The organism is Curtobacterium sp. PhB115, assembly GCF_003752025.1.
Taxonomy (GTDB): domain Bacteria; phylum Actinomycetota; class Actinomycetes; order Actinomycetales; family Microbacteriaceae; genus Curtobacterium.
In genome coordinates this window covers 371743-395623 of sequence record NZ_RJKR01000006.1, presented here as the reverse complement: position 1 = coordinate 395623, position 23881 = coordinate 371743, and the positions used below count along the sequence as shown (strand labels likewise).

At 71.3% G+C, this 23881-nt stretch carries 26 protein-coding genes; 17 read left to right on the top strand and 9 right to left on the bottom strand.

Annotated elements, in window-relative coordinates:
* The first annotated feature begins 26 nt into the window (after positions 1-26).
* Positions 27-275 (top strand): hypothetical protein, encoded by a 249-nt coding sequence (locus EDF19_RS07420; RefSeq protein WP_123680267.1) that lies wholly within the window; start codon positions 27-29, stop codon positions 273-275.
* Between the two features lie 59 nt (positions 276-334).
* Positions 335-541: a hypothetical protein gene (locus tag EDF19_RS07415; protein WP_148071055.1), complete on the top strand. Its 207-nt coding sequence runs from the start codon at positions 335-337 to the stop codon at positions 539-541.
* Positions 542-972: 431 nt separating this feature from the next.
* On the opposite strand, the gene EDF19_RS07410 is transcribed toward EDF19_RS07415, so the two are convergent.
* The 3 genes from EDF19_RS07410 to EDF19_RS07400 all read right to left on the bottom strand — a co-directional run bounded on the left by EDF19_RS07410 (position 973) and on the right by EDF19_RS07400 (position 3499).
* Positions 973-1911, bottom strand: coding sequence for an aldo/keto reductase family oxidoreductase (locus EDF19_RS07410; RefSeq protein ID WP_123680265.1), 939 nt, complete (start codon positions 1909-1911; stop codon positions 973-975).
* Between the two features lie 92 nt (positions 1912-2003).
* Positions 2004-2759, bottom strand: a complete 756-nt coding sequence (locus tag EDF19_RS07405) for an SDR family NAD(P)-dependent oxidoreductase (protein WP_123680264.1) — start codon at positions 2757-2759, stop codon at positions 2004-2006.
* Complete coding sequence (locus tag EDF19_RS07400) at positions 2756-3499, bottom strand: metallophosphoesterase (protein ID WP_123680263.1); 744 nt, start codon at positions 3497-3499, stop codon at positions 2756-2758. Before EDF19_RS07400 ends, EDF19_RS07405 begins: the two co-directional genes overlap by 4 nt.
* Positions 3500-3531: 32 nt before the next feature.
* On the opposite strand from EDF19_RS07400, the gene EDF19_RS07395 reads away from it, so the two are divergent.
* Positions 3532-4344: a putative RNA methyltransferase gene (locus EDF19_RS07395; RefSeq protein ID WP_123680647.1), complete on the top strand. Its 813-nt coding sequence runs from the start codon at positions 3532-3534 to the stop codon at positions 4342-4344.
* Between the two features lie 19 nt (positions 4345-4363).
* On the opposite strand, the gene EDF19_RS07390 is transcribed toward EDF19_RS07395, so the two are convergent.
* A complete protein-coding gene (locus EDF19_RS07390; protein WP_123680262.1) occupies positions 4364-4783 on the bottom strand; it encodes a VOC family protein in 420 nt (139 codons plus the stop codon).
* Positions 4784-4845: 62 nt separating this feature from the next.
* On the opposite strand from EDF19_RS07390, the gene EDF19_RS07385 reads away from it, so the two are divergent.
* The 8 genes from EDF19_RS07385 (at position 4846) to EDF19_RS07355 (ending at position 13838) form a co-directional block, all read left to right on the top strand.
* Positions 4846-5802 (top strand): YafY family protein, encoded by a 957-nt coding sequence (locus EDF19_RS07385; protein ID WP_123680261.1) that lies wholly within the window; start codon positions 4846-4848, stop codon positions 5800-5802.
* Positions 5803-5896: 94 nt separating this feature from the next.
* Positions 5897-6034: a hypothetical protein gene (locus EDF19_RS19100; protein ID WP_185022733.1), complete on the top strand. Its 138-nt coding sequence runs from the start codon at positions 5897-5899 to the stop codon at positions 6032-6034.
* Positions 6031-6120, top strand: a complete 90-nt coding sequence (locus EDF19_RS07380) for a potassium-transporting ATPase subunit F (RefSeq protein WP_017887940.1) — start codon at positions 6031-6033, stop codon at positions 6118-6120. Before EDF19_RS19100 ends, EDF19_RS07380 begins: the two co-directional genes overlap by 4 nt.
* 8 nt (positions 6121-6128) lie before the next feature.
* Entirely contained in the window at positions 6129-7820 is a 1692-nt protein-coding gene (gene kdpA, locus EDF19_RS07375; protein WP_123680646.1) for a potassium-transporting ATPase subunit KdpA, read from the top strand.
* Positions 7817-9916 carry a potassium-transporting ATPase subunit KdpB gene (gene kdpB / locus EDF19_RS07370; RefSeq protein WP_123680260.1) on the top strand — a complete coding sequence of 700 codons (2100 nt, stop codon included), beginning with the start codon at positions 7817-7819 and terminating at the stop codon, positions 9914-9916. Before kdpA ends, kdpB begins: the two co-directional genes overlap by 4 nt.
* A gap of 2 nt (positions 9917-9918) precedes the next feature.
* Positions 9919-10521: a potassium-transporting ATPase subunit KdpC gene (gene kdpC / locus EDF19_RS07365; RefSeq protein ID WP_123680259.1), complete on the top strand. Its 603-nt coding sequence runs from the start codon at positions 9919-9921 to the stop codon at positions 10519-10521.
* A 126-nt stretch (positions 10522-10647) separates the two neighbouring features.
* Positions 10648-13140: an ATP-binding protein gene (locus tag EDF19_RS07360; RefSeq protein WP_123680258.1), complete on the top strand. Its 2493-nt coding sequence runs from the start codon at positions 10648-10650 to the stop codon at positions 13138-13140.
* A complete protein-coding gene (locus tag EDF19_RS07355; protein WP_123680257.1) occupies positions 13137-13838 on the top strand; it encodes a response regulator in 702 nt (233 codons plus the stop codon). Before EDF19_RS07360 ends, EDF19_RS07355 begins: the two co-directional genes overlap by 4 nt.
* Here EDF19_RS07355 and EDF19_RS07350 read toward each other — a convergent pair.
* Entirely contained in the window at positions 13822-14667 is an 846-nt protein-coding gene (locus EDF19_RS07350; protein WP_123680256.1) for a LuxR C-terminal-related transcriptional regulator, read from the bottom strand. The genes EDF19_RS07355 and EDF19_RS07350 overlap by 17 nt on opposite strands.
* Before the next feature lie 111 nt (positions 14668-14778).
* On the opposite strand from EDF19_RS07350, the gene hxlB reads away from it, so the two are divergent.
* The 3 genes from hxlB (at position 14779) to EDF19_RS07335 (ending at position 16849) form a co-directional block, all read left to right on the top strand.
* On the top strand, positions 14779-15342 hold the full coding sequence (hxlB, locus tag EDF19_RS07345) for a 6-phospho-3-hexuloisomerase (RefSeq protein ID WP_123680255.1): 564 nt from the start codon (positions 14779-14781) through the stop codon (positions 15340-15342).
* 11 nt (positions 15343-15353) lie between these two features.
* The gene (gene hxlA, locus EDF19_RS07340; RefSeq protein WP_123680254.1) at positions 15354-15992 is read left to right on the top strand and encodes a 3-hexulose-6-phosphate synthase; all 639 of its coding nucleotides are present in this window, start codon (positions 15354-15356) and stop codon (positions 15990-15992) included.
* A gap of 116 nt (positions 15993-16108) precedes the next feature.
* Complete coding sequence (locus EDF19_RS07335) at positions 16109-16849, top strand: alpha/beta hydrolase (protein WP_123680253.1); 741 nt, start codon at positions 16109-16111, stop codon at positions 16847-16849.
* A 24-nt stretch (positions 16850-16873) separates the two neighbouring features.
* Here EDF19_RS07335 and EDF19_RS07330 read toward each other — a convergent pair whose 3' ends face one another.
* Positions 16874-18229, bottom strand: coding sequence for an APC family permease (locus EDF19_RS07330; RefSeq protein ID WP_123680252.1), 1356 nt, complete (start codon positions 18227-18229; stop codon positions 16874-16876).
* Positions 18230-18365: 136 nt separating this feature from the next.
* Between EDF19_RS07330 and EDF19_RS07325 the strand changes: the two genes are divergently transcribed.
* The 3 genes from EDF19_RS07325 to EDF19_RS07315 all read left to right on the top strand — a co-directional run bounded on the left by EDF19_RS07325 (position 18366) and on the right by EDF19_RS07315 (position 22662).
* The gene (locus tag EDF19_RS07325; RefSeq protein WP_123680251.1) at positions 18366-19133 is read left to right on the top strand and encodes an HAD family phosphatase; all 768 of its coding nucleotides are present in this window, start codon (positions 18366-18368) and stop codon (positions 19131-19133) included.
* A gap of 75 nt (positions 19134-19208) precedes the next feature.
* Positions 19209-21719: a glycoside hydrolase family 65 protein gene (locus EDF19_RS07320; protein WP_123680250.1), complete on the top strand. Its 2511-nt coding sequence runs from the start codon at positions 19209-19211 to the stop codon at positions 21717-21719.
* A gap of 175 nt (positions 21720-21894) precedes the next feature.
* Positions 21895-22662, top strand: a complete 768-nt coding sequence (locus EDF19_RS07315; RefSeq protein ID WP_123680249.1) for an SDR family NAD(P)-dependent oxidoreductase — start codon at positions 21895-21897, stop codon at positions 22660-22662.
* Between the two features lie 20 nt (positions 22663-22682).
* Here the strand turns inward: EDF19_RS07315 and EDF19_RS07310 are convergent, their stop codons facing one another.
* The 3 genes from EDF19_RS07310 to EDF19_RS07300 are packed head-to-tail and all read right to left on the bottom strand — an operon-like array spanning position 22683 to position 23868.
* Positions 22683-23069, bottom strand: coding sequence for a VOC family protein (locus EDF19_RS07310; RefSeq protein WP_123680248.1), 387 nt, complete (start codon positions 23067-23069; stop codon positions 22683-22685).
* Complete coding sequence (locus EDF19_RS07305) at positions 23066-23578, bottom strand: DUF1697 domain-containing protein (protein ID WP_123680645.1); 513 nt, start codon at positions 23576-23578, stop codon at positions 23066-23068. Before EDF19_RS07305 ends, EDF19_RS07310 begins: the two co-directional genes overlap by 4 nt.
* A 26-nt stretch (positions 23579-23604) precedes the next feature.
* Positions 23605-23868 carry a hypothetical protein gene (locus EDF19_RS07300; RefSeq protein ID WP_148071054.1) on the bottom strand — a complete coding sequence of 88 codons (264 nt, stop codon included), beginning with the start codon at positions 23866-23868 and terminating at the stop codon, positions 23605-23607.
* Positions 23869-23881 lie beyond the last annotated feature (13 nt).

Below are 23881 nucleotides of genomic sequence, written 5' to 3'. Positions count from 1 at the left end.
TCACCCGGCGGGAGCATGCTCGGGCCATGTCGATGAGCGCACCGTTCGATCCGGAACAGCAGGGCCGGGCCGTCCCCGTGGACGGGTCCGACGAGACCGAGCTCGAGGTCGAGGAGGACCGCGGCGCCGACGTCGGCGAGGACTCCGCCGACCCGAGCGCCTCGCCCGTCAGCCACCGCGACGAGGACGAGGCCGGCGGCGGCCCGGTGTTCCGGCGCCCGCAGGCCGGCGACCGACTGCGCCCGGACGCGCTGGAGGCCGACCTCGACGGCTGATCGGTCGTTCTTCGGCGATTCAGAGGCGTCGCTCATGGTCGACCGGCATGCTCGTCGGCATGTCGATTGCGAACTCGTTCGATCCGTCCGGCGGCCGTGCGATCCCCGAGGACCAGGTCAACGAGAACGGGCTCGAGCTCGACGAGGACCCGGCCATGCTCGGGATCTCGTTCGACGTGGTGGGTGGTGCCTCTGCCGATCCCGCCGCGGTGTCCCCGGTCGACGTGAGCGTCCCGACCCCACGTGCTCCGGCGTCCGCGGACTGACTTCCGAGTCCCGTCGCGAACGACTGACATTCTGGGGTATCGCGCGCTACTGCCCTGTTGTAGCAGCAGAGGGCGCGTTGCAGTAGCGGCGCGAAGTGAGCTCGGCAGCCTTCCGGACGGTCGGTGAGCCGAGCTTTGCGCTTTCTACGGTCTGGCTGCTGCAGCACGAGGGCTCGTATCGTGCGCCGGAGCGTCGTCTGCTCACCTGGGGCAACGATGACGGCGACCATGAGGTAGCCCTTCGTCTTCGACTCGTCGACGAAGAGCGACGTCATCGACTCGGGTCGGTGGACCGGCCACCGAGAGAACTGGTGGGCTCCGGCATGGGACGAGTCTGTCACTGATGTTTCAGTGGGTCGGGCCGCCTCGCCGCTGCCGTGGATCGGCGACAGGGCGAGGCCGCGGGGACGACTCCACCCTGCCGCACCGACTCAGGGGACGGTGTGACCCGCCGCGGTGAAGATGCGGTACCACTCCTCGCGTGACAGCTCCACGTCCGAGCCGGCCGCCGAGTCGCGGACGCGCTGCGGGTTCGTCGTGCCGAGGACGACCTGGAAGTGCGCGGGGTGCCGGGTGATCCACGCCACGGCGATGCCGGTCGGGGTGACACCGTGTGCGGCAGCGATCTCCTCGAGGAGGTCGTTGAGCTCCGCGTACTGCTCGCGGTCGCCGAGGAAGACGCCGTCGAAGAAGCCCTTCTGGAACGGCGACCAGGCCTGCAGCGTGATGTCGTTGATCCGCGAGTAGTTCAGGATGTCGTTGTCGCGGGAGATGGACTGCTCGAGGCCGCCCATGTTCGCCGAGACGCCCTGCGCGATGACGTTCGCGTGCGTGATGCTCAGCTGCACCTGGTTGAACGCGAGCGGCTGGCGGACGTACTTCTTGAGCAGGTCGACCTGCCCGGGGGTGTGGTTCGAGACGCCGAAGTGGTGCACCTTGCCGGCGGCGTGCAGCTCGTCGAACGCCCTCGCGACCTCTTCCGGCTCGACCAGGGCGTCGGGGCGGTGCAGCAGCAGGACGTCGACGTAGTCGGTCTGCAGGGCGGTGAGCGATTCTTCGACCGACTCGAGGATGTGCTCGTACGAGAAGTCGAAGTACGCGCCGTTCGGGGTCGGCCGGATGCCGACCTTGGTCTGCAGGACGATCTCGGCCCGTTCGGCCGGAGACAGCGTCACGGCGGAACCGAACCGCTCTTCGCAGCCGTGCCACTCGCCGTACACCGCCGCGTGGTCGAACATGTTCACGCCCGCGTCACGCGAGGCGCTGTAGAGCGCGCGGATGTCCTCGTCGCTCATGTCGTTGATCCGCATCAGTCCGACGACGACGTCGGATGCGGTGAGGTCCGTCTGTGGCAACTCCAGTGTCTTCACGCCCTCGATCCTGCCAGTGGCCGCCACCGACAGGCAGGCCCTGGCAGTACCTCAGGCACCGTGCCACATCGCCGCTCGGTGCACCGTGGCGTTCAGTGGACGGAGAACCCGCCGTCGACCGCGATCGACTGCCCGGTGACGTAGGCGGACCCCGGGCCGGCGAGGAACACCGCTGCTGCCGCGAAGTCCGAGGCGAGCCCGTTCCTCCCGACCAGCGTCCGCGCAGCGAGGCGCTCCACCGTCGCGGGGTCGGCGCTGAGCCGCGCGTTCAGTGGGGTCTGCACGAAACCGGGGACGAGGACGTTGGAGGTGACCCCCTGCGCGGACCAGGCCTCTGCTTGGGACCGGGCCAGTGCCTCCAGGCCGGCCTTGGAGACCCCGTACGCGCCGCTGGCGGCGAACGGGCGGTGGGCCTGCTGCGAACTGATGCCGATGATCCGGCCGTACCCGCGCGCTGCCATGCCGGGCGCGAGCCGCTGGCCGAGCACGAACGGGGCGTCGAGGTTCACGGCCATCGTGGCGTCCCAGGTGGCCTCGTCGAGGTCGGCCATCGGCGGCCGGAGGTTGATGCCGGCGGAGTTCACGAGGACGTCGACGTCACCAGCCACGTCTGCGAGCACGTGTGCTCCGGCGCGGGAGGACAGGTCTGCGAGGACGCCGTCGGCCGAGCCCCCCGCCTGCCGGATCGCCTCGACGGTGTCGTCGATGGTCGCCCGCGTCCGCGCCGCGACCAGGACGTGCGCTCCCGCATCGGCGAGTGCTCCGGCGATGGCGCGACCGATGCCGGAGCTGCCGCCCGTGACCAGGGCGGTGCGGCCGTCGAGGCCGAAGAGCTGCTGCAGGCTCATCGCAGGACGGTCCCGGTCAGGAGTGCGTGCTCGACGTCCGGCCGGCCGTTGGCGCGGGCGAGCGCTGCAGCATCTGCCCAGGGGTACTCGACGGCGCGGAAGTCGACCTCCCAACGTCCGGTCGCGTCGTCGACCACGGCGTACCGCGCGTGCGGCGTACCCGACTCGACCTGGTGTGGACACGGCTGGTCGTCGTCGTACGCGGGGTAGCCGACGCTGCCCGGGTTGACGACGAACGGGCCGTCCTCGAGTCGAACGGCGCGCTGCAGGTGGGTGTGTCCGGCGAGCAGCAGGTCGTACCCGAGGCTGCCGGCGAGGCGGGCACGGACCTCGTCAGGAGTGGCGGGGCGGATGCCGTCGGGCTCCACCGTCTCGAGCAGGTACTGCAGGTCGTCGGTCGGTGTGCCGTGGAACGCCAGGACCCCGGGGGCGACCTCATCGGTGAGCGGGAGGGCGGTGAGCCAGGCACGGTGCGCCTCGGCGAGCTGATCGTGCGCCAGACGGTCCGAGGCACCCATCGCGGACGGCTCGGTCTCGAGGACCTGCCGCTCGTGGTTCCCCCGGACCGAACGCATCGGCGTGACGAGGAGCAGGTCAGCGGTCGCCCCGGGCGCGACACCGCCCGAGAGATGGTCGCCGAGGTTCACGACGAGGTCGACGCCGTCCTCGGCGACGCCTCGGAGGACGTGCTCCAGTGCGAAGACGTTGCCGTGGACGTCCGAGATCACCGCGATGCGCATCCGACGACGGTAGCGCCCGTAGCCTTGTGGACGTGCGCGACGACCTGCTGCCGATGCTCGCCTGCCCCGTGTGCGCCGAGCCGCTCGGTCGCGTCGACGGCGGGCAGGTGGGCTGCGCGAACGGTCACCGGTTCGACGAAGCGAAGCAGGGGCACCTGACGCTCCTGCCCGCGAAGCGTCGGGCGCTCACCGCGGACACCCCGGAGATGGTCGACGCTCGGCTGCGGTTCCTGGGGCGCGGGCACTACGCGCCGGTCGAGCGGGCGCTCGCCGCCGCCGTCGCGGACGCCACCGCGCCCGGCATCGTGCTCGACGTCGGGTCCGGCCCGGGGACCTACCTGGCGCATGCGCTGGACGCAGCGCACGGGAGGCTCGGGGTGGCGCTGGACCTGTCGGCCGTCGCGATCCGGCGTGCGGCACGCACCCACGAACGTGCGGGGGCCGTCGTCGGGGACGTGACCGAGCGCCTCCCGGTCGTCGACGCCGCCGCCGCGGTCCTGCTCGACGTCTTCGCACCGCGCAACCAGACCGAGTACGCCCGCGTCCTGCACCCTGACGGCGTGCTGGTCGTGGTGACGCCGCGCACCGGCCACCTGGCGGAGCTGGCCGAGGCGACGATCTCCGTCGACCCGGAGAAGGAGCGGCGGCTGCACGACTCGCTGACACCGTCGTTCGCGTTGCGCTCGTCCGACGACCTGACGTGGACGATGGAGCTGTCCGCCGAGGACGTCCACGACGTGGTGCACATGGGGCCGAGCCACCACCACGTCGCACCGGACACCGCGTTCGAGCCGGCGACGGTGACGGCCGCGGTCACCGTGTCGACGTGGACGCCGACGCGCTGACCACGACCGTCAGCACCGGCTACTCGCTGGCCGGGGCGACGTCGAGCTGCCAGATGACGCCGAAGCGGTCGCGGAGCTGCCCGGCGAGCGGCGCCCAGGCCGAGGGTGCGAGCGGCTGCCGGACCTCCGCGCCCTCGGACAGCGCAGCCCAGTAGCGCTCGATCTCGGCCGCGTCGTCACCGTGCACGAACACGTAGAAGGCGTTCGATCCCTGGTCGTACGGCTGCCCGGGCCAGACGTCGAAGGCCATGATCCGGAGGCCGGCGTCGGTGGAGACCTGCCCGAAGACGATCCGGTCCGCCCAGGCCGGGTCGTCCAGCGCGCCCATCTGGCCGTAGGTGGCCGCGGTCACCGCGCCGCCGAAGACCGATGCGTAGAAGTCGAGCGCCGCGCGGGCGTCGCCGTCGAAGTTGAGGTGGGTTGTCGTTTCGATGCTCATGGAACGAGGATGGCGGGTGTTGCGGTCAGATCATGTCCGCTTCTCGATGGAGAATGGAGATTATGTCCGGTCCTTCGTCCCGCATGCTCGCGCTGCTGTCACTGCTGCAGGTGCACCGCGACTGGCCGGGCGACGAGCTCGCCGGACGGCTCGAGGTCAGCCCGCGCACGGTCCGCCGTGACGTCGACCGGCTCCGCGGGCTCGGCTACCGGGTCGAGTCGCTCCGGGGCCCGGCCGGCGGCTACCGACTCGAGGCGGGGTCGGAGCTCCCGCCGTTGCTCTTCGACGACGACCAGGCCGTCGCCATCGCCCTGGCGCTCGCCGTCGCCCCGGCTTCCGGCGCGGACATCGCCGAGTCCGCGGCCCGGGCGTTGGCGACGGTCCGGCACGTCATGCCCAGCCGACTGCGATCACGCATCGATGCGGTGCAGGCGGTCACGACGTCGGGTCGGACCCGCACCGACCCGGACGTCCTCGTGATGGTGAGCGAGGCGGTGCACCTGCACGAAGTGCTGCGCTTCACGTACACGGGCGACGACGAGCTGCGACCGTTCCGCCGCGTCGAGCCGCACGCCGTCGTCGCCCGGAACGGCCGCTGGTACCTGCTCGACTGGGACCTCGACCGTGAGGACTGGCGCACCCACCGCATCGACCGGATCACGCCGCGGATGCGCACCCGCGTCCCCTTCACGCCGCGACCGATCCCCGGTGGCGACGCGGCCGCGTTCGTGTCCGCGCGCTTCAAGGGCTCGGACCAGCGGGACGTCTGGCCGTGCGTGGGGTCAGTCACCGTGGCCGCAGCGGATGCCCGGACGATCGCGCCGTTCCTGCCCGAGGACGCCGTCGTCGAGTCCCTGTCCGGTGATCGGAGTCGCGTCACGCTCGGCTCGTGGTCCTGGCCGGGGCTCGCGGGAGCGTTCGCCGGGTTCGCGGTCGACTTCCTCGTCGAGGGCCCGGATGGACTCCGCGTCGCAGCCTCGGCGCTGGCGGGCCGGCTCCGGGTGGCGAGCGCGCGTTAGCGGGGCGCATGCGTCCGGCGGGGCGGCGTGAGGGAACCGTTAGGACCGGCCTGGAGGCACGGCGCAGGACCCAGCATCGGTTCAGGCACCACACGTGGTGCCGTCCGCACCGCCCGGTGCGGGTACCGCAGACCTTCTGGAGTCCCTCGTGTTCGACGTGTTCGTCGTCGCCGGTGTCCTCGCCGTGTTCGGCGTGGTGGCACTGATCGCCAAGGGGGTGGAACGGCTGTGATCGGGATCACCATCGCGGCCGCCGTCCTCGGCATCGCCGCAGTCGTGTACCTCGTCTGGGCGCTCGTGCGTCCGGAGCGCTTCTAGTGGGCGCCGTGGGCGCGTCGGGCGCCGCGGACGTCTGGGCGGGCATCGTCCAGGTCGCCACGCTCGTCCTGCTGCTCGTCGTCGCGTACCGCCCGCTCGGTGACTGGATGGCGCGGGTCTTCACGCCCGTCCGGCACAACCGGGTCGAGCGCGGCGTGTACCGGCTGATCGGGGTGGACCCCGACGCCGAGCAGTCCTGGCCCGTGTACCTGCGCGGCGTCCTGCTCTTCAGCGTCGTCGGGCTCCTGCTCGTCTACCTGCTGCAGCGCATCCAGGTCGTGCTGCCCGGCGACCTCGGGCTCCCCTCCGTCGGACCGTCGCTCGCGTTCAACACCGCGGCGTCGTTCGTCGCGAACACGAACTGGCAGTCGTACTCGCCCGAGGTCACCGTCGGCTACACCGTGCAGATGGCGGGCCTGGCGGTGCAGAACTTCCTGTCCGCAGCCGTCGGGCTCGCCGTCGCCGTGGCCCTGGTGCGCGGGTTCGCCCGTCGGAAGTCGGGCACGCTCGGCAACGTCTGGGTGGACGTCGTCCGCGGTGTCGGCCGTCTGCTGCTGCCCGGGGCGTTCGTGTTCGCGATCGTCCTGATCGCGGGTGGTGTGATCCAGTCGTGGGGGAGCGGCACCGACGTCACGACGCTCGTCGGCGGCACGCAGCACATCCCGGACGGGTTCGTCGCCTCGCAGGAGGCGATCAAGGAACTCGGCACGAACGGCGGCGGCTACTTCAACGCGAACTCGGCACACCCGTTCGAGAACCCGCAGGCGTGGACGAACCTCGTCGAGGTCTTCCTGATGCTCGTCATCCCGTTCTCGCTCCCGCGCACCTTCGGGCGCATGGTCGGCGACGACCGTCAGGGGTACGCGATCCTCGCCGTGATGGGCGCGATCTTCCTCGTGTCCCTGTCGGTGATGTCGATCGCCGAGCTCGGTGGCGGTGGGCTCGCGACGCACGCTGCCGGAGCCGCGATGGAGGGCAAGGAGACCCGGTTCGGCATCCTCGGCACGACGCTGTTCGGCACGACGTCGACCGCCACCTCGACCGGTGCGGTGAACGGCATGTTCGACAGCTTCACCCCGATCGGCGGGATGATGGCGATGCTCAACATGATGCTCGGTGAGGTCACCCCGGGCGGCGTCGGCTCCGGCCTGTACGGCATGCTCGTGCTCGCTGTGATCACGGTGTTCATCGGCGGGCTGCTGGTCGGCCGCACACCGGAGTACCTCGGCAAGAAGATCCGCGCGAAGGAGATGACCTTCGCGGCGCTGTACATCCTGGTGACGCCGACCCTCGTGCTCCTCGCCACCGGGCTCTCGCTCGTGATCCCCGGCGTCCGTGAACAGGTGCTCGGCACGTCGATCTTCAACCCCGGCAACCACGGGCTGTCCGAGCTGCTCTACGCCTACACCTCGGGTGCGAACAACAACGGCTCGGCGTTCGGCGGGCTCACCGCGAACACGACCTGGATGAACTCCTCGCTCGGCGTCGTGATGCTGCTCGGCCGGTTCGTGCCCATGGTGTTCGTCCTGGCGCTCGCCGGGTCCCTCGCCGCGCAGGACCGGGTGCCGGAGACCGCCGGCACGCTGCCCACCCACCGCCCGCTCTTCATCGGGCTGCTCGGCGGCGTGGCCGTCATCGTCACCGCACTCACCTACTTCCCGGTGCTCGCACTGGGACCGCTCGCAGAAGGACTGTCATGACCGCCCCCGTGACCACCGAGCCGGAGCCGCGCACCGCCGTGGAGCCGACCACCCGCTCGACCGCGTTCGGGCCCCGCCAACTGGTGGCGGGCCTCCCGGGCGCCCTGCGGAAACTCGATCCGCGACTCATGTGGCGGAACCCCGTCATGTTCATCGTCGAGGTCGGCGCGGCGCTGACGACGGCGGCCGCCATCGTCGAGCCGTCCGCGTTCACCATCGCCATCGCCGTGTGGCTCTGGCTGACCGTTGTCTTCGCCAACCTGGCGGAGTCGGTCGCCGAGGGCCGGGGCAAGGCGCAGGCCGACACCCTGCGGAAGACCCGCTCGACCACGAGCGCCCGTCGGGTACTCGGCTACGACCAGGCCGACGCTGCGGCGGTCGGCAACGCGACCGAGGAGATCGCGTCCGTCGACCTGGCCAAGGGGGACGTCGTCGTGGTGGTCGCCGGCGAGGTGATCCCCGGTGACGGTGACGTCATCGACGGCATCGCCTCGGTCGACGAGTCGGCCGTCACCGGCGAGTCCGCACCCGTCATCCGCGAGTCCGGCGGCGACCGCAGTGCCGTCACCGGCGGTACCCGGGTGCTGTCGGACCGGATCATCGTGCGCATCACCTCGACCCCGGGCGAGACCTTCATCGACCGGATGATCCGGCTCGTCGAGGGCGCCGCCCGCCAGAAGACGCCGAACGAGATCGCGCTGAACATCCTGCTCGCCTCGTTGTCGATCGTCTTCGTGATCGTCTGCCTGACGATGCAGCCCATCGCGGGACTCGTCGGCGCGACGGTCAGCGTCCCCGTCCTGATCGCCCTGCTCGTCTGCCTCATCCCGACCACCATCGGGGCGCTGCTCTCCGCGATCGGCATCGCCGGCATGGACCGGCTCGTGCAGCACAACGTGCTCGCGATGTCCGGCCGCGCGGTCGAGGCCGCTGGCGACATCACCACCCTGCTGCTCGACAAGACTGGAACGATCACGTACGGCAACCGTCGGGCGTCGCGGGTGGTGCCGGTACCGGGGGTGCCGGAAGCCTCGCTCATGGAAGCGGCTGCGCTGTCGAGTGCTGCCGACAGCACCCCGGAAGGACGCTCGATCGTGTCGCTCGCTGCTGAGGCAGGGGTGACGCCGGCACTGCCGGACGGCGCCGTCGAGGTGCCGTTCACGGCGCAGACGCGCATGTCCGGCCTGGACCTGCCGGACGGGTCGCAGATCCGGAAGGGGGCCGCTTCAGCAGTGCTCGCCTGGGCAGACACCCCCGACACCGGTTTGGTGGCCGCGATCGACGCGACCGTCGCGGAGATCTCCGACCAGGGTGGCACCCCGCTCGTCGTCGGTCGCCGATCGTCCACCGGCGCGGTCGCGCTGCTCGGCGTCGTGCACCTGAAGGACGTCGTCAAGGACGGCATGGCGGCCCGGTTCGCCGAGCTCCGGTCGATGGGCATCCGCACGGTGATGATCACCGGCGACAACCCCCGCACCGCGGCCGCGATCGCGCACGAGGCCGGCGTGGACGACTTCCTCGCCGAGGCCACGCCGGAGGACAAGCTCGCCTACATCAAGCGCGAACAGGAGGGCGGCAACCTCGTCGCGATGACCGGTGACGGCACGAACGACGCCCCGGCCCTGGCGCAGGCGGACGTCGGCGTCGCGATGAACACCGGCACGACGGCGGCGAAGGAGGCGGGCAACATGGTCGACCTCGACTCCGACCCGACCAAGCTCATCGACGTCGTCCGCATCGGCAAGCAGCTGCTCATCACCCGCGGAGCCCTGACCACGTTCTCCATCGCCAACGACGTCGCGAAGTACTTCGCGATCATCCCGGCGATGTTCCAGGCGGCCTTCCCCGGGCTCGCGGCGCTCAACGTCATGGGCCTGCACAGCCCGTCGTCCGCGATCCTGTCGGCCGTCGTCTTCAACGCGCTCGTCATCGTGGCGCTCATCCCGCTGTCCCTGCGTGGCGTGCAGTACCGCGCTGCTGCAGCGTCGTCGATCCTCGGCCGCAACCTGCTCGTCTACGGGTTGGGCGGCGTGATCGTCCCCTTCATCGGCATCAAACTGATCGACCTCGTGGTCGGTCTCATCCCGGGGTTCTAGTGATGGCATCTGCACGTTCCACCTTCCGTTCCGCCGGTGTGGCCATCCGCCTCACCCTCGTCGCCACCGTCGTGCTCGGCGTCGGCTACCCGCTCGCCGTCTGGGGCGTCGGCCAGGCGGCGTTCCACGACCAGGCCAACGGCTCGATGGTCACGGACTCGTCCGGCAAGCTCGTCGGGTCGTCGCTCATCGGGCAGTCCTTCTCCGGCAAGCAGGCTGATCGCTGGTTCCAGTCGCGGCCGTCTGCCGCCGGGGACGGCTACGACGCGGGGGCGTCCTCCGGCTCGAACCTCGGGCCGAACAACCCGGACCTGCTCAAGGCTGTGGAGGAGCGTCGTGCGGCGCTGGCGAAGGCCGACGGGGTCCCCGCTGCGCAGGTGCCTGCCGACGCCGTCACCGCATCGGGCTCGGGTCTCGACCCGGACATCAGCCCCGCCTACGCGTCCCAGCAGGTGGCGCGGGTGGCGGCGGCACGCGGCCTGCCTGCGGACACCGTGCGGCAGTTGGTCGCATCGCACACCGAGTCGCGGCAGCTCGGATTCCTCGGCGAGCCCGTGGTGAACGTGCTGGCCCTGAACCTGGCGCTCGCGAAGGCGTCCTCGTGATCGATCGCGCCCCGCGGTGGTCATCGCGCCCCGACTCACCGGGGCGCGATGACCACACGGGGGCGCGATCCCGCACTGCGACGGGCCTCGCGCCCGCCGCGGAACCCGACGCGAGAGGATGAGCACGTGAAGCGCGGCAAGCTACGGGTCCTGCTCGGTGCCGCACCGGGCGTCGGCAAGACGTTCACCATGCTCGAGGAGGGCCGCCGGCTGCTCGACGAGGGCCGGGACGTCGTGGTCGCCGTCGTCGAGACGCACGAACGAGCTGCCACCGCCGCCCTCGTCGCCGGCCTCGAGGTCATCCCGCGCCGCACCGTGGACCACCGCGGTGTGGAGCTCGACGACCTGGACCTCGACGCCGTGCTCCGGCGGGCACCCGAGGTCGCGCTGGTCGACGAACTCGCGCACACGAACGCTCCCGGCAGTGCGAACGAGAAGCGCTGGCAGGACGTCGAGGCGCTGCGGGCCGCTGGCATCGACGTCATCTCGACCGTCAACGTGCAGCACATGCAGTCCCTCGGTGACGTGGTCCGCGAGATCACCGGCACCGTGCAGCGCGAGACCGTCCCCGACGCCGTGGTGCGCGCGGCCGACCAGATCGAGGTCGTCGACCTGGCACCGGCTGCCCTGCGCGAACGGCTCTCCGACGGGCTCGTGTACCCGGCTGCCCGGATCGATGCGGCTCTGTCGAACTACTTCCGGCTCGGGAACCTGACGGCCCTGCGCGAGATCGCGCTGCTCTGGCTGGCCGACGAGGTCGACGACGCACTCCGGGCGTACCGCGCCGAGCACGGCATCGAGCACCGGTGGGAGACCCGGGAGCGCGTGCTGGTCGCCCTGACCGGCGGCCCCGAGGGCGAGACCCTGCTGCGGCGGGGTGCCCGGATCGCGGCCAGGAGCGCCGGGGGAGAACTCGCAGCCGTGCACGTGACGACGAACGACGGCCTGCGCGAGCGGCACCCGGGCGCACTCGGCGCGCAACGCACCGTGCTCGAACAGCTCGGTGGCACCTACCACCAGGTGGTCGGCGACGACGTACCGTCGACCCTCGTCCGGTTCGCGCGGTCGATCGACGCGACGCAGATCGTCATCGGCGTGAGTCGCCGAAGCCGGATCGCCGCCGCGCTGACCGGTCCGGGGATCGGCAACACGGTCATCCGGGAGTCCGGGGACATCGACGTGCACGTCGTCACCCACGATCGGGCCGGCGGCGGCTTCACCCTGCCGAAGCTCGGCGGCAGCCTGTCCCGCGGGCGGATCGCCGCCGCGTTCGCACTCTCGCTCGTGCTCGGCCCCCTGCTCACCTGGCTGCTGTCGATCGGCAGCGACCCCGATGCCATCACCGTGGACGTGCTGGCGTACCAGTTGCTCGTGCTCGTCGTGGCGCTCGTCGGCGGGATGTGGCCCGCGGTGTTCACGGCGGTGCTGTCCGGACTGAGTCTCGACTTCTTCTTCGTCCAACCCCTGCACATGGTCACGGTGCAGCAGCCGTGGCACCTGTTCGCCCTGGTCATGTACGTGATCAGCGCCGTGCTCGTGAGCTTCGTCGTGGACCGGTCAGCCCGACGCTCGCGTGCCGCTCGCCGTGCGGCCGCTGAGTCGGGGTTGCTGATGGGGATCGCCGGCAGTGTCCTCCGCGGCGACGACGCCCTGCAGGCGCTGCTCGACCGCACCCGCGAGGCCTTCGGGTTCGCCGGCGTCCGGATCCGGCAGGGGAACGACGAGCCGGCCACCTCGGGGACGTTCGGCGAGACGCCGGACGCAGCCACGCGCCTCCCGTCCGGTGCCGTGCTCGAGTTCGCGGGTGCGCCGGACGACCCGACCCAGCGCCGACTGCTGCGCGTCGTCGAGCAGCAGCTCGACGCGGCGGTCGAGCACCGTGACCTGACGCGCACCGCCGTCGACGCGGAGCGGATCGCGGCAGCGGACCGCGTCCGCAGCGCGATCCTCGCCGCGGTCGGCCACGACGTCCGTCGGCCGATCGCGGCCGCCTCGGCCGCCGTGCAGACCCTCCGTGCGGTGGACATCGACCTGTCCGGAGCCGACCGGGAGGCGCTGCTCGCGACCGCCGACGAGAGCCTCGGTCAGCTCGCGGTGCTGTTGGCAGACCTGCTGGACGTCAGTCGGGTGCAGGCCGGAGTGCTCGCGGTCACCCCCGTGCCCACGGCCCTCGAGACGGTGGTCGCCCCCGCGCTCGACGAACTCGAGCTCGGACCGGAGACCGTCGACCTCGACCTCCCGCCGGACCTGCCACCGGTGCTCGCCGATCCCGGGCTGCTGCAGCGCGTGGTCGTGAACGTCCTCGCGAACGCCGCACGGTACGCACCGACCGGCACCCGGGTCCGCGTCGCGGCGAGCGCCTTCGGTGGCGGGGTCGAACTGCGCATCGCCGACCACGGCCCCGGCATCCCGTCCGACCGCGTCGACGAGGTCTTCCAACCGTTCCAGCGACTCGGTGACACCGACAACGACACCGGGCTCGGCCTCGGGCTCGCGCTCGCCCGGGGCTTCACCGAGGGCATGGGCGGCACGATCGAGGTCGACGACACCCCGGGTGGTGGGCTCACCGTCGTGGTGCGGCTGCCGATCGCCGGGCACGTGGGAGTGGAGGCCCGGTGAAGGTCCTGATCGCCGACGACGACGCACAGCTCGTCCGCGCACTGTCCGTCACGCTCGCCGCCCGCGGGTACGAGGTCGTGACGGCGACGGACGGCCGAGCCGCGATCGACGCCGTCATCACCGAGCGCCCGGACATCGTGATGCTCGACCTCGGGATGCCGCGCCTGGACGGGATCGGGGTGCTCGAGGGCATCCGCGGCTGGTCGCAGGTGCCGGTGCTCGTGCTCTCCGGACGGACCGACTCCTCCGACAAGGTCGACGCACTCGACGCCGGCGCGGACGACTACGTGACCAAGCCGTTCCAGATGGACGAGCTGCTGGCGCGGTTGCGGGCCCTCGGACGACGTCGTGCTCCGGCCGGCGTCGACAGCGCGCCGACGATCCGGATCGGCGACCTCGTCGTGGACCTCGTCGCGAAGCAGGTCACCGCACCGGAGGGCCCCGCGATCCGCTTGACGCCCACCGAGTGGCGACTGCTCGAGGTGCTCGTCACGAACCCCGATCGGCTGATGACCCGGGAGATGCTCCTGACCGAGGTGTGGGGGCCGTCGCACGGCAACGACTCCGGGTACCTGCGGCTCTACGTGGCGCAGCTGCGGCGGAAGCTCGAGCCGGACCCCGCGCACCCGCGCTACCTGGTCACCGAGTCCGGCATGGGCTACCGGTTCAGCCCGGCCGGGGTCACGCCCGGGAACTGAAGGCGGCGAGCTCGGCACGGGTGCGGGCGCCGTGCTTCCGGAGCAGGTTCGCCACGTGGTACTTCACGGTGTTGACGCTGATGCCCAGGCCCTCGGCGATCTCCCGGTTGCCGACGCCCGTCGCGAGCAGCCGCAGCACGTCGCGCTCCCGCGGGGTGAGGTCGTCGTCCGCGACCGAGTCCACCTCGGTCGGCGACGGGTCGAGGGGCAGCGAGATGTCGAGCACCGAGCCCCAGTCCGGTGTGCTCGACACCTGGACGCGGCCGTCGAGGGTGACGACCCGTTCCGCGATCGGCCGCATGGCGTCGTCGTGCACGTCGAGGGTTCCGGACCCGTCGTCGCGGAGCTGCATGAGCAGGTTCCGGCCGTCGCAGTCCCACTGGATGCGGACCCGCTTGGCCGCACCGCCGTCGACCAGGGCGAGCACGGCGGTCCGGACGATGGCCCGGGCCGCGTGGGCGACGTCACCGGGCAGTGCTCGCCCGGTGGTGGGCGGCTCGACGAACTGCACGTCGAGGTCGCCGAACCGGACGAGCGGGCGCAGGTCGGCTCGGAGGCGCGAGAACGCGCCGGTGACCGGCTCGAGCAGGGTGCTGCGCTGCTGGTCGGTCTCGGTGCGCAGGTCGACGAGTGCGGCCGACGCGATCTCGACGGCCTCGGCCCGCGCGGCGGCGTCGGACACTCGCGGTGAGCGGAGCACGGCGAGCACGGACTCGAGGGTGAGGGCGTGCCGGTCCGCCTGCTCGGCCACCGTCCTGGCGTGCTCCGATGCCGCGAGACGACTGGCGGGCTCGCCACGGGCCTCCCGGTCGGGTGCGATGGCGTCCATGGGAGCCGAACCTACCTGTCCCACCCGTGCGGACGGGGCCACCCGATCGGGTGGGATGCCCGCCGACGCGGGTAGCGGCGCCGTCGCCCTGCGCGCACCAGGCTCGAGGGCATGGCAGCACCCACCGTCACCGAGTCGCTCGCACTCGTCGTCCGCGAGGTCGACGACGTCACCGCGCACCTCGACGAAGCGTCCGCCGCACGGGCCGCCGAGCTGATCGAGGGCGCCGAACGGGTGTTCGTGCACGGCGCCGGGCGCTCCGGACTCGCGTTGCGCATGACCGCGATGCGGCTTATGCACCTCGGGCGCGACGTCCACGTCGTCGGCGAGGTCACCACGCCCGCGATCCGCCCCGGGGACGTGCTCCTCGTCGCGAGCGGGTCCGGCACGACCACCGGCATCGTGCAGGCCGCGCGCACCGCGCACGAGGTCGGTGCATCCGTCGTCGCCCTGTCGACCACCGACGACTCCCCGCTGTCCGAGGTCGCCGACGTCACCCTCGTGGTTCCCGCGGCGACGAAGACCGACCGCTCCGGCACGGCCTCGGCGCAGTACGCCGGCAGCCTCTTCGAACAGGCCGTCGCACTGATCGGCGACGCCCTGTTCCACACGCTCTGGTCCCGCGGCGGGCAGTCCGCCGACGACCTCTGGCCCCGACACGCCAACCTCGAATGAAAGGCATCCACATGCAGCTCCAGTTCGCCATGGACACCCTGACCACCGAAGCCGCCCTCGAACTCGCCGCCGCGGCCGCGCCGCACGTCGACGTCCTCGAGCTCGGCACGCCCCTGATCAAGAGCGCCGGCCTGTCCGCCGTCACCGCGATCAAGGAAGCCCACCCGGACAAGATCGTCTTCGCCGACCTCAAGACGATGGACGCCGGTGAGCTCGAGGCCGACATCGCGTTCTCGGCGGGTGCCGACCTGGTCACCGTCCTCGGTGTCGCCGGTGACTCGACCATCGTCGGTGCCGTCAAGGCCGCGAAGAAGCACGGCAAGGGCATCGTCGTCGACCTGATCGGCGTCTCCGACAAGGCCGCTCGTGCCCGCGAGGTCGTCGCCCTCGGCGCTGAGTTCGTCGAGGTGCACGCCGGGCTCGACGAGCAGGCGGAAGAGGGCTTCACCTTCGGGGCGCTGCTCGACGCCGGCAAGGAGTCGGGTGTGCCGTTCTCGATCGCCGGTGGCGTGAACGCGTCGTCCGTCGCATCGGTGCAGGAGGCCGGTGCCCGCATCGCCGTCGCCGGCAGCGCGATCTACAGCGCGTCGGACGTCGGCGCAGCAGCCGCCGAGATCCGCGCCGCGATCACCGCGCCCGCCGCGGTCTGACGCGCGCCACTTCGTGAGCAGAAATGGTCGAGTGCGATCCCCGCACCCGACCATTTCTGCTCACCATCCGCGCCCGACGAGCCCGACCCGCCCCTGATGCGCCGTACGGTGGTCGCATGAACCGAGTACTGCGGTGGACCGCGGGGATCGTCGCCGTGTTGCTGGTGGTCGTGGTGGTGTTCCTCGTCTGGGCGCACATCGTCATGCAGGGCACCCGGAGCGCCGCGCTGCAGGTCTGGCGTGACGACCGTGTGTCGGTCCAGGACGCCGGTGACTCCGTGGTGATGACGCCGACGGGGCAGGCCGACGGCAAGGGCATCGTGTTCATCCCGGGCGCCAAGGTCGATCCCTACGCGTACATGGCGACCTTCCGACAGGTGGTCGCGAACGGCACGACGGTCGTCATCACGAAGCCGACCCTGAACCTCGCGTTCTTCGACACCCGGCCGCTCTCCACCTTCGAGGCGCACGCGCCGGACGTCACGACCTGGGCAGTCGGCGGCCACTCGCTGGGCGGGGTCCGCGCCTGCCAACTCGCGCAGGACGCGGACGGCCTGCTGCTGCTCGGCAGCTACTGCGCGAACGACATCAGCAGCTCGTACATCGACGTGCTGAGCGTCTCGGGCTCGCGTGACGGGCTCTCGACGCCCGACAAGGTCGACGCAGCCCGGCACCTGCTGCCGTCGACCGCGACGATGACCGAGGTCCAGGGCTCGAACCACGCCGACTTCGGCGCCTACGGGGACCAGCCGGGCGACCGGACGGCGACCATCAGCCGCGAGGCCGCCCGCGAGCAGATCTCCTCGGCGATCGAGGAGTGGGCGCGCGACCTGCCGCCGGCCCCTGGCCTGCGCTGACCGGGAGGCCCGTGGCGCGTCGCCTCAGCGGATGACGCCCGCCTCGTGGTCGCGTCCAGAGCGTCGCCCGGTGATCCGGGCGATGAAGTACAGCACCACGCCGACGGCGAGCAGGATCGCCGCGTAGAGCCAGACCTGCCCGCTCTGCTGGGTCAGGAGCAGCACGCACGACGCGACGCCGAGCACCGGCACGAAGGTCCAGACCCGGAAGTGCTCGTGGTCGACGCGGTCCCGCCGGAGCACCAGGACGGCGACGTTCGTGCTGATGAAGACGAACAGCAGCAGGAGCACGACGGTCTCGGCGAGCGTGCCGACGTCACCGATCAGGGTGAGCAGCATCGCGACGACGGTGGTCGCGATGATCGCGGTCCACGGGGTCTTCCGGTTCGGCAGGACCTTGCCGAGCAGTGCCGGCAGCAACCGCTGTTCGGCCATGCCGTAGGTCACGCGGCTCGCCATGATCATCGTGAGCAGGGCACCGTTCGCCACCGCGACCAGCGCGATGAGGCTGAAGACCCAGTCCGGGATCGGGACGCCGCTCGCCGAGACGACCGCGAGCAAGGGGCCGCTCGAGTCGGAGAGCTCGTCGGCGGGCAGGGCGATGGAGCTGGCGAGGCCGACGAGCACGTAGACGACCCCGGCGGTCGCGAGCGCCCCGAACAGGGCCTTCGGGTACACGCGGCGCGGCTCGCGGACCTCTTCCGCGACGTTCGCCGAGGTCTCGAAGCCGACGAACGAGTAGTACGCGACGATGGCGGCGCTCAGGGTGGCGAGCGCCGGGTTCGCCTCGGCCGGGAACTCGCCGATGCGGGAGACGTCGCCGCCTCCGCCGCCGAGCATCACGGCGACGACCACGATGACGATGACCAGCCCGGAGACCTCGATGATCGTCATCACGACGTTGCTCTTCAGCGAGTCCGAGATGCCGCGGGCGTTCAGGCAGGCGATCAGCGCGAGGAACACGATCGCGGTCGGGACGGGCGGCAGGTCGACGAACGTGCCGAGGTAGTCCCCGGCGAACGCCAGCGACAGCCCGGCGGCGCTCGTCACGCCGGCGGCGAGCATCGAGAAGCCCACGAGGAACGAGACGATCGGCACCCGGTAGGCGCGCTCCGCGAAGACCGCCGCGCCGCCGGCCTTCGGGTACTTCGTGACGAGCTCGGCGTACGACCCGGCGGTGAGGAGCGCGAGCAGGAGGGCGAGCAGGAGCGGTGCCCAGAGCGCGCCGCCGACGTCCTGGGACAGGGTCCCCATCAGGGCGTAGATGCCGGCGCCGAGGACGTCGCCGAGGATGAAGAGGTACAGCAGCGGGCCGGTGATCGCCTGCTTGAGCTTCGAGTCGGTGCCGCCGTGCGGTGGTGCGGCGGTGTCGTTCGTCATGGTGGTGCCTTCCGTCCCGGCCAGCGTGGCGATCCCTCCCTCGGCGGGTTCCCAGCGCGCGCCTGAACACCTGGCCTGGAGCGGTCCTAGACTCGGCGGGAGCAACGTCCACGACCCCGTCCCTGGAGGGCTGCAGATGACGACGCCGACCCGGCGCACCCCCGCGCGCCTCGCAGACCAGCGAGCGCTGCTGTTCGACCTCGACGGTGTCCTCACCCCCACCGCCGACGTCCACATGCGTGCGTGGAGCCGACTGTTCACCCCGTACCTCGCCGCGCACGGTGCGGCGCCGTACACGGAGCAGGACTACTTCGCGTACATCGACGGCAAGCCCCGCTACGACGGGGTGCGCTCGCTGCTGGACTCGCGCGGCATCGACCTGCCCCAGGGCACGCCCGACGACTCCCCGGACGCCGACACCGTGTGCGGGCTCGGCAACCGGAAGAACGCCGAGTTCACCGCGGAGCTGGCCGAGCACGGCGTCGAGCCGTACCCGGGGTCGCTCCGGTTCCTCGTCGCCGCGATCGACGCCGGGCTGTCCGTCGCCGTCGTCTCGAGTTCGGCGAACGCGACCCAGGTCCTCCGCACGGCGGGCATCCTCGAGCGGTTCCCGGTCGTCGTCGACGGCCTCGTGGCTCGCGAGGACGGCCTGGCGGGCAAGCCGGCGCCCGACACGTACCTCGACGCCGCCAGCCGGTTCGGCCTCACCGCTGCGGAGTGCGTCGTGGTGGAGGACGCCACGAGCGGTGTCGAAGCCGGACGGAACGGGGCGTTCGGCCTCGTCATCGGCGTCGACCGCGGCGCGGGCGCGGACGCGCTCCGCGCGCACGGTGCCGACGTCGTGGTGACCGACCTCGACCAGCTGGTCGGCGACCTCCCCGAACCGGCCACGAGCACGACGTAGTCCGACGGGCCGGAGGCGAGTCGCGCCTCCAGGCCAGATCCGTCACGACCATCTCCTCCCTTCCCACGGAGCACCATGAACCCCATCACCTCGGACCCCCTCGACCGCGTCCGCTACCCGATTGACGAGTGGGCACTCGTCGAGACCGAGTACGCCCCCGACCAGCAGGGCGTCGCTGAGACGAACTTCGCCGTCGGCAACGGGTACCTCGGCCTGCGCGGCAACCTCGACGAGGGTCGCGGCGGCGTGCAGTACGGCACCTACATCAACGGGTTCCACGAGACCTGGCCGATCCGTCACGCAGAGGACGCCTTCGGGTTCGCGAAGACCGGGCAGACGATCATCAACGCGCCCGACGCGAAGGTCATCCGGCTCTACGTGGACGACGAGCCGCTCGTCCTGGCCGAGGCCGACATCCTCCGCCACACCCGTCGGCTCGACTTCCGGGGCGGCTACCTGTTCCGCGAGACCGAGTGGTCGACGCCGTCGGGCAAGCGCGTGCTCATCCGTTCGCGGCGTCTGGTGTCGTTCACCGACCGTCACCTCGCGGTCATCGACTACGAGGTCACCGTGCTCGACGCGGACGCCTCGATCCTGCTGTCCAGCCAGATCCTGAACCGTCAGGACGTGCAGGACGAGTACCACGCCGGCATGCGTGCGGCGGCGAACGCGTTCGACCCGCGCAAGGCCGAGGCGTTCACCGCGCGGGTGCTCGAGCCGAAGCTGAAGCGCAGCACCGGCGGTCGTTCGCTGCTCGGCTACCAGGCGGTGAGCTCGGGCATGACGATCTGCGTCGGTGTCGAGCACCACCTCGAGACCGAGAACACCTGGGACGAGTCGTCGTCGATCGAGGACGACCTGGCGAAGCACGTCTACCGGGTGCAGGCGAAGGCGGGACAGCCGATCCGCCTCGTGAAGCACGTCGTCTACCACACGTCCCGCGGCGTGCCGGCGCGGGAGCTCGCGGACCGCTGCGACCGCACCCTCGACCGGGCGCACGCCGAGACCCTCGACGAGACGTTCGAGAAGCAGCGCGTGTGGATGGACGACTACTGGGCACGCAGCGACGTCGAGATCGCCGGGCAGCCGGCGATCCAGCAGGCGGTGCGCTGGAACCTGTTCATGCTCGCGCAGGCGACGGCCCGCACCGACGGGCACGGCATCGCGGCGAAGGGCGTCACCGGCTCCGGCTACGGCGGCCACTACTTCTGGGACATGGAGATCTACGTCCTGCCGTTCCTGTCGTACACGGCGCCGATCGTCGCGCGGAACGCCCTGCGCTTCCGCTACAACATGCTCGACGCGGCGCGGGCCCGTGCCCGTGAGCTGAACCAGCGTGGGGCGCTGTTCCCGTGGCGGACGATCAACGGCGAGGAGAGCAGCGCGTACTACGCCGCCGGCACCGCGCAGTACCACATCGACGCCGACATCGCCCATGCGCTCATGCAGTACGTGCGGGCGTCCGGCGACACCGAGTTCCTGAAGCGCGGGGCGATCGACGTGCTCGTCGAGACCGCTCGCCTGTGGGAGGACCTCGGCTTCTGGCGCTCCAACGGCGACAAGAAGTTCCACATCGACGGCGTCACCGGGCCGGACGAGTACACGACGGTCGTCGACGACAACCTCTACACGAACGTGATGGCGCGGGCGAACCTGTGGTTCGCCGTCAACGCCTGCCGTGAGCTCGCCGCCGACGACCCGGAAGAGTACGACCGCATGGTGCGGCGCACCGGCTTGCAGCCCGACGAGCTCGTCGAGTGGGAGCACGCCGCCGAGTCGATGGAGATCCCCTTCGACCCGCACCGTGGCATCCACCCGCAGGACGCCCAGTTCCTGGACAAGGAACTCTGGGACCTCGAGAACACGCCCGAGTCGAAGCGTCCGCTGCTCCTGCACTACCACCCGCTGGTGATCTACCGCTTCCAGGTGCTCAAGCAGGCCGACGTGGTGCTCGCCCTCTTCCTGCAGGGGCACGAGTTCACCGCCGCCGAGAAGCGCCGGGACTTCGACTACTACGACGCGCTGACCACCGGCGACTCCACGCTGTCGGCGGTCGTGCAGTCGATCATGGCGGCCGAGGTCGGGTACCACGAGCTCGCCGAGCAGTACTTCAACACGGCGCTCTACGTCGACCTCGCCGACCTGCACAACAACACCACCGACGGCGTGCACATCGCCTCGACGGGTGGCATCTGGGGTGCGCTCGTCAACGGCTTCGGCGGCATGCGCGACCACGGCGGGCGGATGACCTTCAACCCGCGCCTGCCGAAGGAGTGGGACCGCCTGACGTACCGCCTGACGGTGCGGCAGTCGCGGGTCCGGGTCGACCTCGAGCCGGACACCATGACCTTCACCGTCGAGACCGGTTCGGGCTTCACCGCGTGGGTGCACAACCAGCAGTGGGACATCGAGGCGGGCGAGCCGACCGTGGTGCCGCTGCCGCACCAGGGGCCGCGGATGTCGGGGCACGCCCCGACGACGAGCGACATCCAGGGCACGCTGCGGGCCGACGGGTCGGTCATCACGGCGTCGATCCCGACGATCTCGCTGCAGCGCGAACTCGAGGTGGACGAGACGACGGCGTAGGGGGCGCGGCGCACGTCGCGCCGTGCGCACGGGCTCCGGCCTGGAGGCACGGGTCGGGTCCGCCCCGCCGCGCACCTCCGAACGCACCCAGCCCGGTACGGGCAGCGTGGTGCGCCGTGCCCCTCGGGCCGATGGCGTCTCCCCGGGCACGGACAGTGCAACGAGAGGAGACACCATGGGCAAGCGCTTCGAGGGCAAGGTCGCGATCGTCACGGGAGCCGGGTCCGGCATCGGTGAGGCGACGGCGCGGGCGTTCGTCGCCGAGGGCGCGTCGGTCGTGCTGACCGACAGCGTCGAGGACAAGGTGCGGGCGGTCGGCGACTCGCTGCCGACCGACCGTGTGATCGCCCTGACCGCCGACGTGGCGAGCTCCGCGGACTGGAGCACCGTCGTCAGCGCCGCCATCGACCGGTGGGACCGGCTCGACGTGCTCGTGAACAACGCCGGCACCTTCAGCTCCGGTGACGTCACCGAGATCTCGGACGACGAGTGGCGACGGGTGATCGAGACCGACCTGTCCGGGGTGTTCTACGGCACCCGGGCAGCGCTCCCGTTCCTCCGCGAGACGAAGGGGTCGATCGTGAACACCTCGTCGGTCTCGGGCGAGGCCGCGGACTGGCGGATGAGCCCCTACAACGCGGCGAAGGGCGGCGTCACGAACTTCACGAAGGCGGCGGCGCTGGACAACGGCCACGCCGGGGTCCGGGTCAACGCGGTCGCGCCGGGGCTCATCTGGACGGACCTGACCGAGGAGCAGGCCGAGGACGAGGCGCTCAAGCAGGAGTTCGCGGAACGGATCGCGCTCGGTCGCGGAGGTCGGGCGGACGAGGTCGCTGCTGCGGTGCTGTTCTTGGCGAGCGACGAAGCGTCGTTCATCACCGGGGCCGTCCTGCCGGTCGACGGCGGCACGATGGCGAGCAACGGGCAGCCGCCGCAGTCCTGACGTGGTGCCGGCCGCGGGGGTCAACCCGCGACGAGCTCGACCTTGAAGCGCTCAGTGTCCTGCAGGAAGGCGGCGTGGTGGTCCGGGCCGCCAGCGTACGGGTGACGGTCCTCGTAGAGGCGTGCCCAGCCGTGGTCGGGCGCAGTGTCCCAGAGCCGTTCGACCGCCGTGGCATCGCCGGCGTGGAACGCCAGGTGGCTCAACCCGGGGCGTCGGCGGTCGTGCGCGCCGTCCTGCGGTGCCGACTCGAGCACCACGTACAGGTCGCCGAGCGCCCAGCTCCGGCCCTGCTCCCACTGCTGGAACGGCTCGTAGCCGAGCTGCTCGAGCAGCCATCCCCAAGCGGCGCTCGCCGTCGCGAGGTCAGCGGTGCGGAGCTCGACGTGGTGGAGGCCGCCACGGGTCACAGGAGCTTCCGGAGGGTGTTCGTGTTGCGGGTGGTCGTCGTGCGCTTGAAGCGTGCGGCTCCGGCCCGCTTGGCGAACACCGTGTCCGTGCTCGAGCCCTTCGGGCAGGACCAGTAGACGACGCCGTCGCCGCGGGCGACCCGTTCGACGGCGTCGTCGAGGTCGAGGTCGGTCAGCAGGTCGTCGAGTGCCGTGTCGTCGGAGCCGAACACCACGTAGTCGTGGCGGTCGTCGGAGCGATCGAACGGGAACGCGTCGACGAGGGCGGCGAGGCCGTCGTGCGGGACGAGGACGATCCACGCGTCGTACCCGAAGCGATCGCGGAGCGCCTGCTCGATCGCCGCCTTGAGCGAGGGCGTGTCGTCGGTGCTGAACACGACGTTCCCCGAGGCGAGGACGGTCCGGACGTCCTGGAAGCCGAGCCCACGGAAGAGCGCTGCGAGGTCGGCGCTCTTGATCGTGATCCCGTTGACGTTCACTCCGCGCAGCAGCGCGACCCACCTGGCCATGTCCGGACCGTACCGCGCGGCGGCGGTCACGTCCACGTGCGGGCGACGCCCCAGCCGGCGCCCTCGGGCACGATGTCGACCACCAGTGACTCGCCGTCCTCGGCGGTGGCCTGGAAGCGCCAGCCGACCGTGCGCTCGGGAGCGTGCGTGATCGCCGTCGGCAACTCGGCCCGCGTCACGGTGAGCCGCGTGGGCATGTCGGTCACCCGCCAGCGGCGTCCGGCCCACACCAGCCGGGAGGGCGCGCCGTCGGTCCACCACACCGTGGCGGCCGTGTCGATGATCATCACGGGAGGCCTCCTC

Bases quoted from the DNA above. Each gene is read 5' to 3' on its own strand.
- EDF19_RS07420 (WP_123680267.1), top strand. From the start codon at position 27: ATGTCGATGAGCGCACCGTTCGATCCGGAACAGCAGGGCCGGGCCGTC.
- EDF19_RS07415 (WP_148071055.1), top strand. From the start codon at position 335: ATGTCGATTGCGAACTCGTTCGATCCGTCCGGCGGCCGTGCGATCCCC.
- EDF19_RS07405 (WP_123680264.1), bottom strand. From the start codon at position 2,759: ATGAGCCTGCAGCAGCTCTTCGGCCTCGACGGCCGCACCGCCCTGGTC.
- EDF19_RS07400 (WP_123680263.1), bottom strand. From the start codon at position 3,499: ATGCGCATCGCGGTGATCTCGGACGTCCACGGCAACGTCTTCGCACTG.
- EDF19_RS07390 (WP_123680262.1), bottom strand. From the start codon at position 4,783: ATGAGCATCGAAACGACAACCCACCTCAACTTCGACGGCGACGCCCGC.
- EDF19_RS07385 (WP_123680261.1), top strand. From the start codon at position 4,846: ATGTCCGGTCCTTCGTCCCGCATGCTCGCGCTGCTGTCACTGCTGCAG.
- kdpB (WP_123680260.1), top strand. From the start codon at position 7,817: ATGACCGCCCCCGTGACCACCGAGCCGGAGCCGCGCACCGCCGTGGAG.
- kdpC (WP_123680259.1), top strand. From the start codon at position 9,919: ATGGCATCTGCACGTTCCACCTTCCGTTCCGCCGGTGTGGCCATCCGC.
- EDF19_RS07350 (WP_123680256.1), bottom strand. From the start codon at position 14,667: ATGGACGCCATCGCACCCGACCGGGAGGCCCGTGGCGAGCCCGCCAGT.
- hxlB (WP_123680255.1), top strand. From the start codon at position 14,779: ATGGCAGCACCCACCGTCACCGAGTCGCTCGCACTCGTCGTCCGCGAG.
- hxlA (WP_123680254.1), top strand. From the start codon at position 15,354: ATGCAGCTCCAGTTCGCCATGGACACCCTGACCACCGAAGCCGCCCTC.
- EDF19_RS07335 (WP_123680253.1), top strand. From the start codon at position 16,109: ATGAACCGAGTACTGCGGTGGACCGCGGGGATCGTCGCCGTGTTGCTG.
- EDF19_RS07330 (WP_123680252.1), bottom strand. From the start codon at position 18,229: ATGACGAACGACACCGCCGCACCACCGCACGGCGGCACCGACTCGAAG.
- EDF19_RS07325 (WP_123680251.1), top strand. From the start codon at position 18,366: ATGACGACGCCGACCCGGCGCACCCCCGCGCGCCTCGCAGACCAGCGA.
- EDF19_RS07320 (WP_123680250.1), top strand. From the start codon at position 19,209: ATGAACCCCATCACCTCGGACCCCCTCGACCGCGTCCGCTACCCGATT.
- EDF19_RS07315 (WP_123680249.1), top strand. From the start codon at position 21,895: ATGGGCAAGCGCTTCGAGGGCAAGGTCGCGATCGTCACGGGAGCCGGG.
- EDF19_RS07305 (WP_123680645.1), bottom strand. From the start codon at position 23,578: ATGGCCAGGTGGGTCGCGCTGCTGCGCGGAGTGAACGTCAACGGGATC.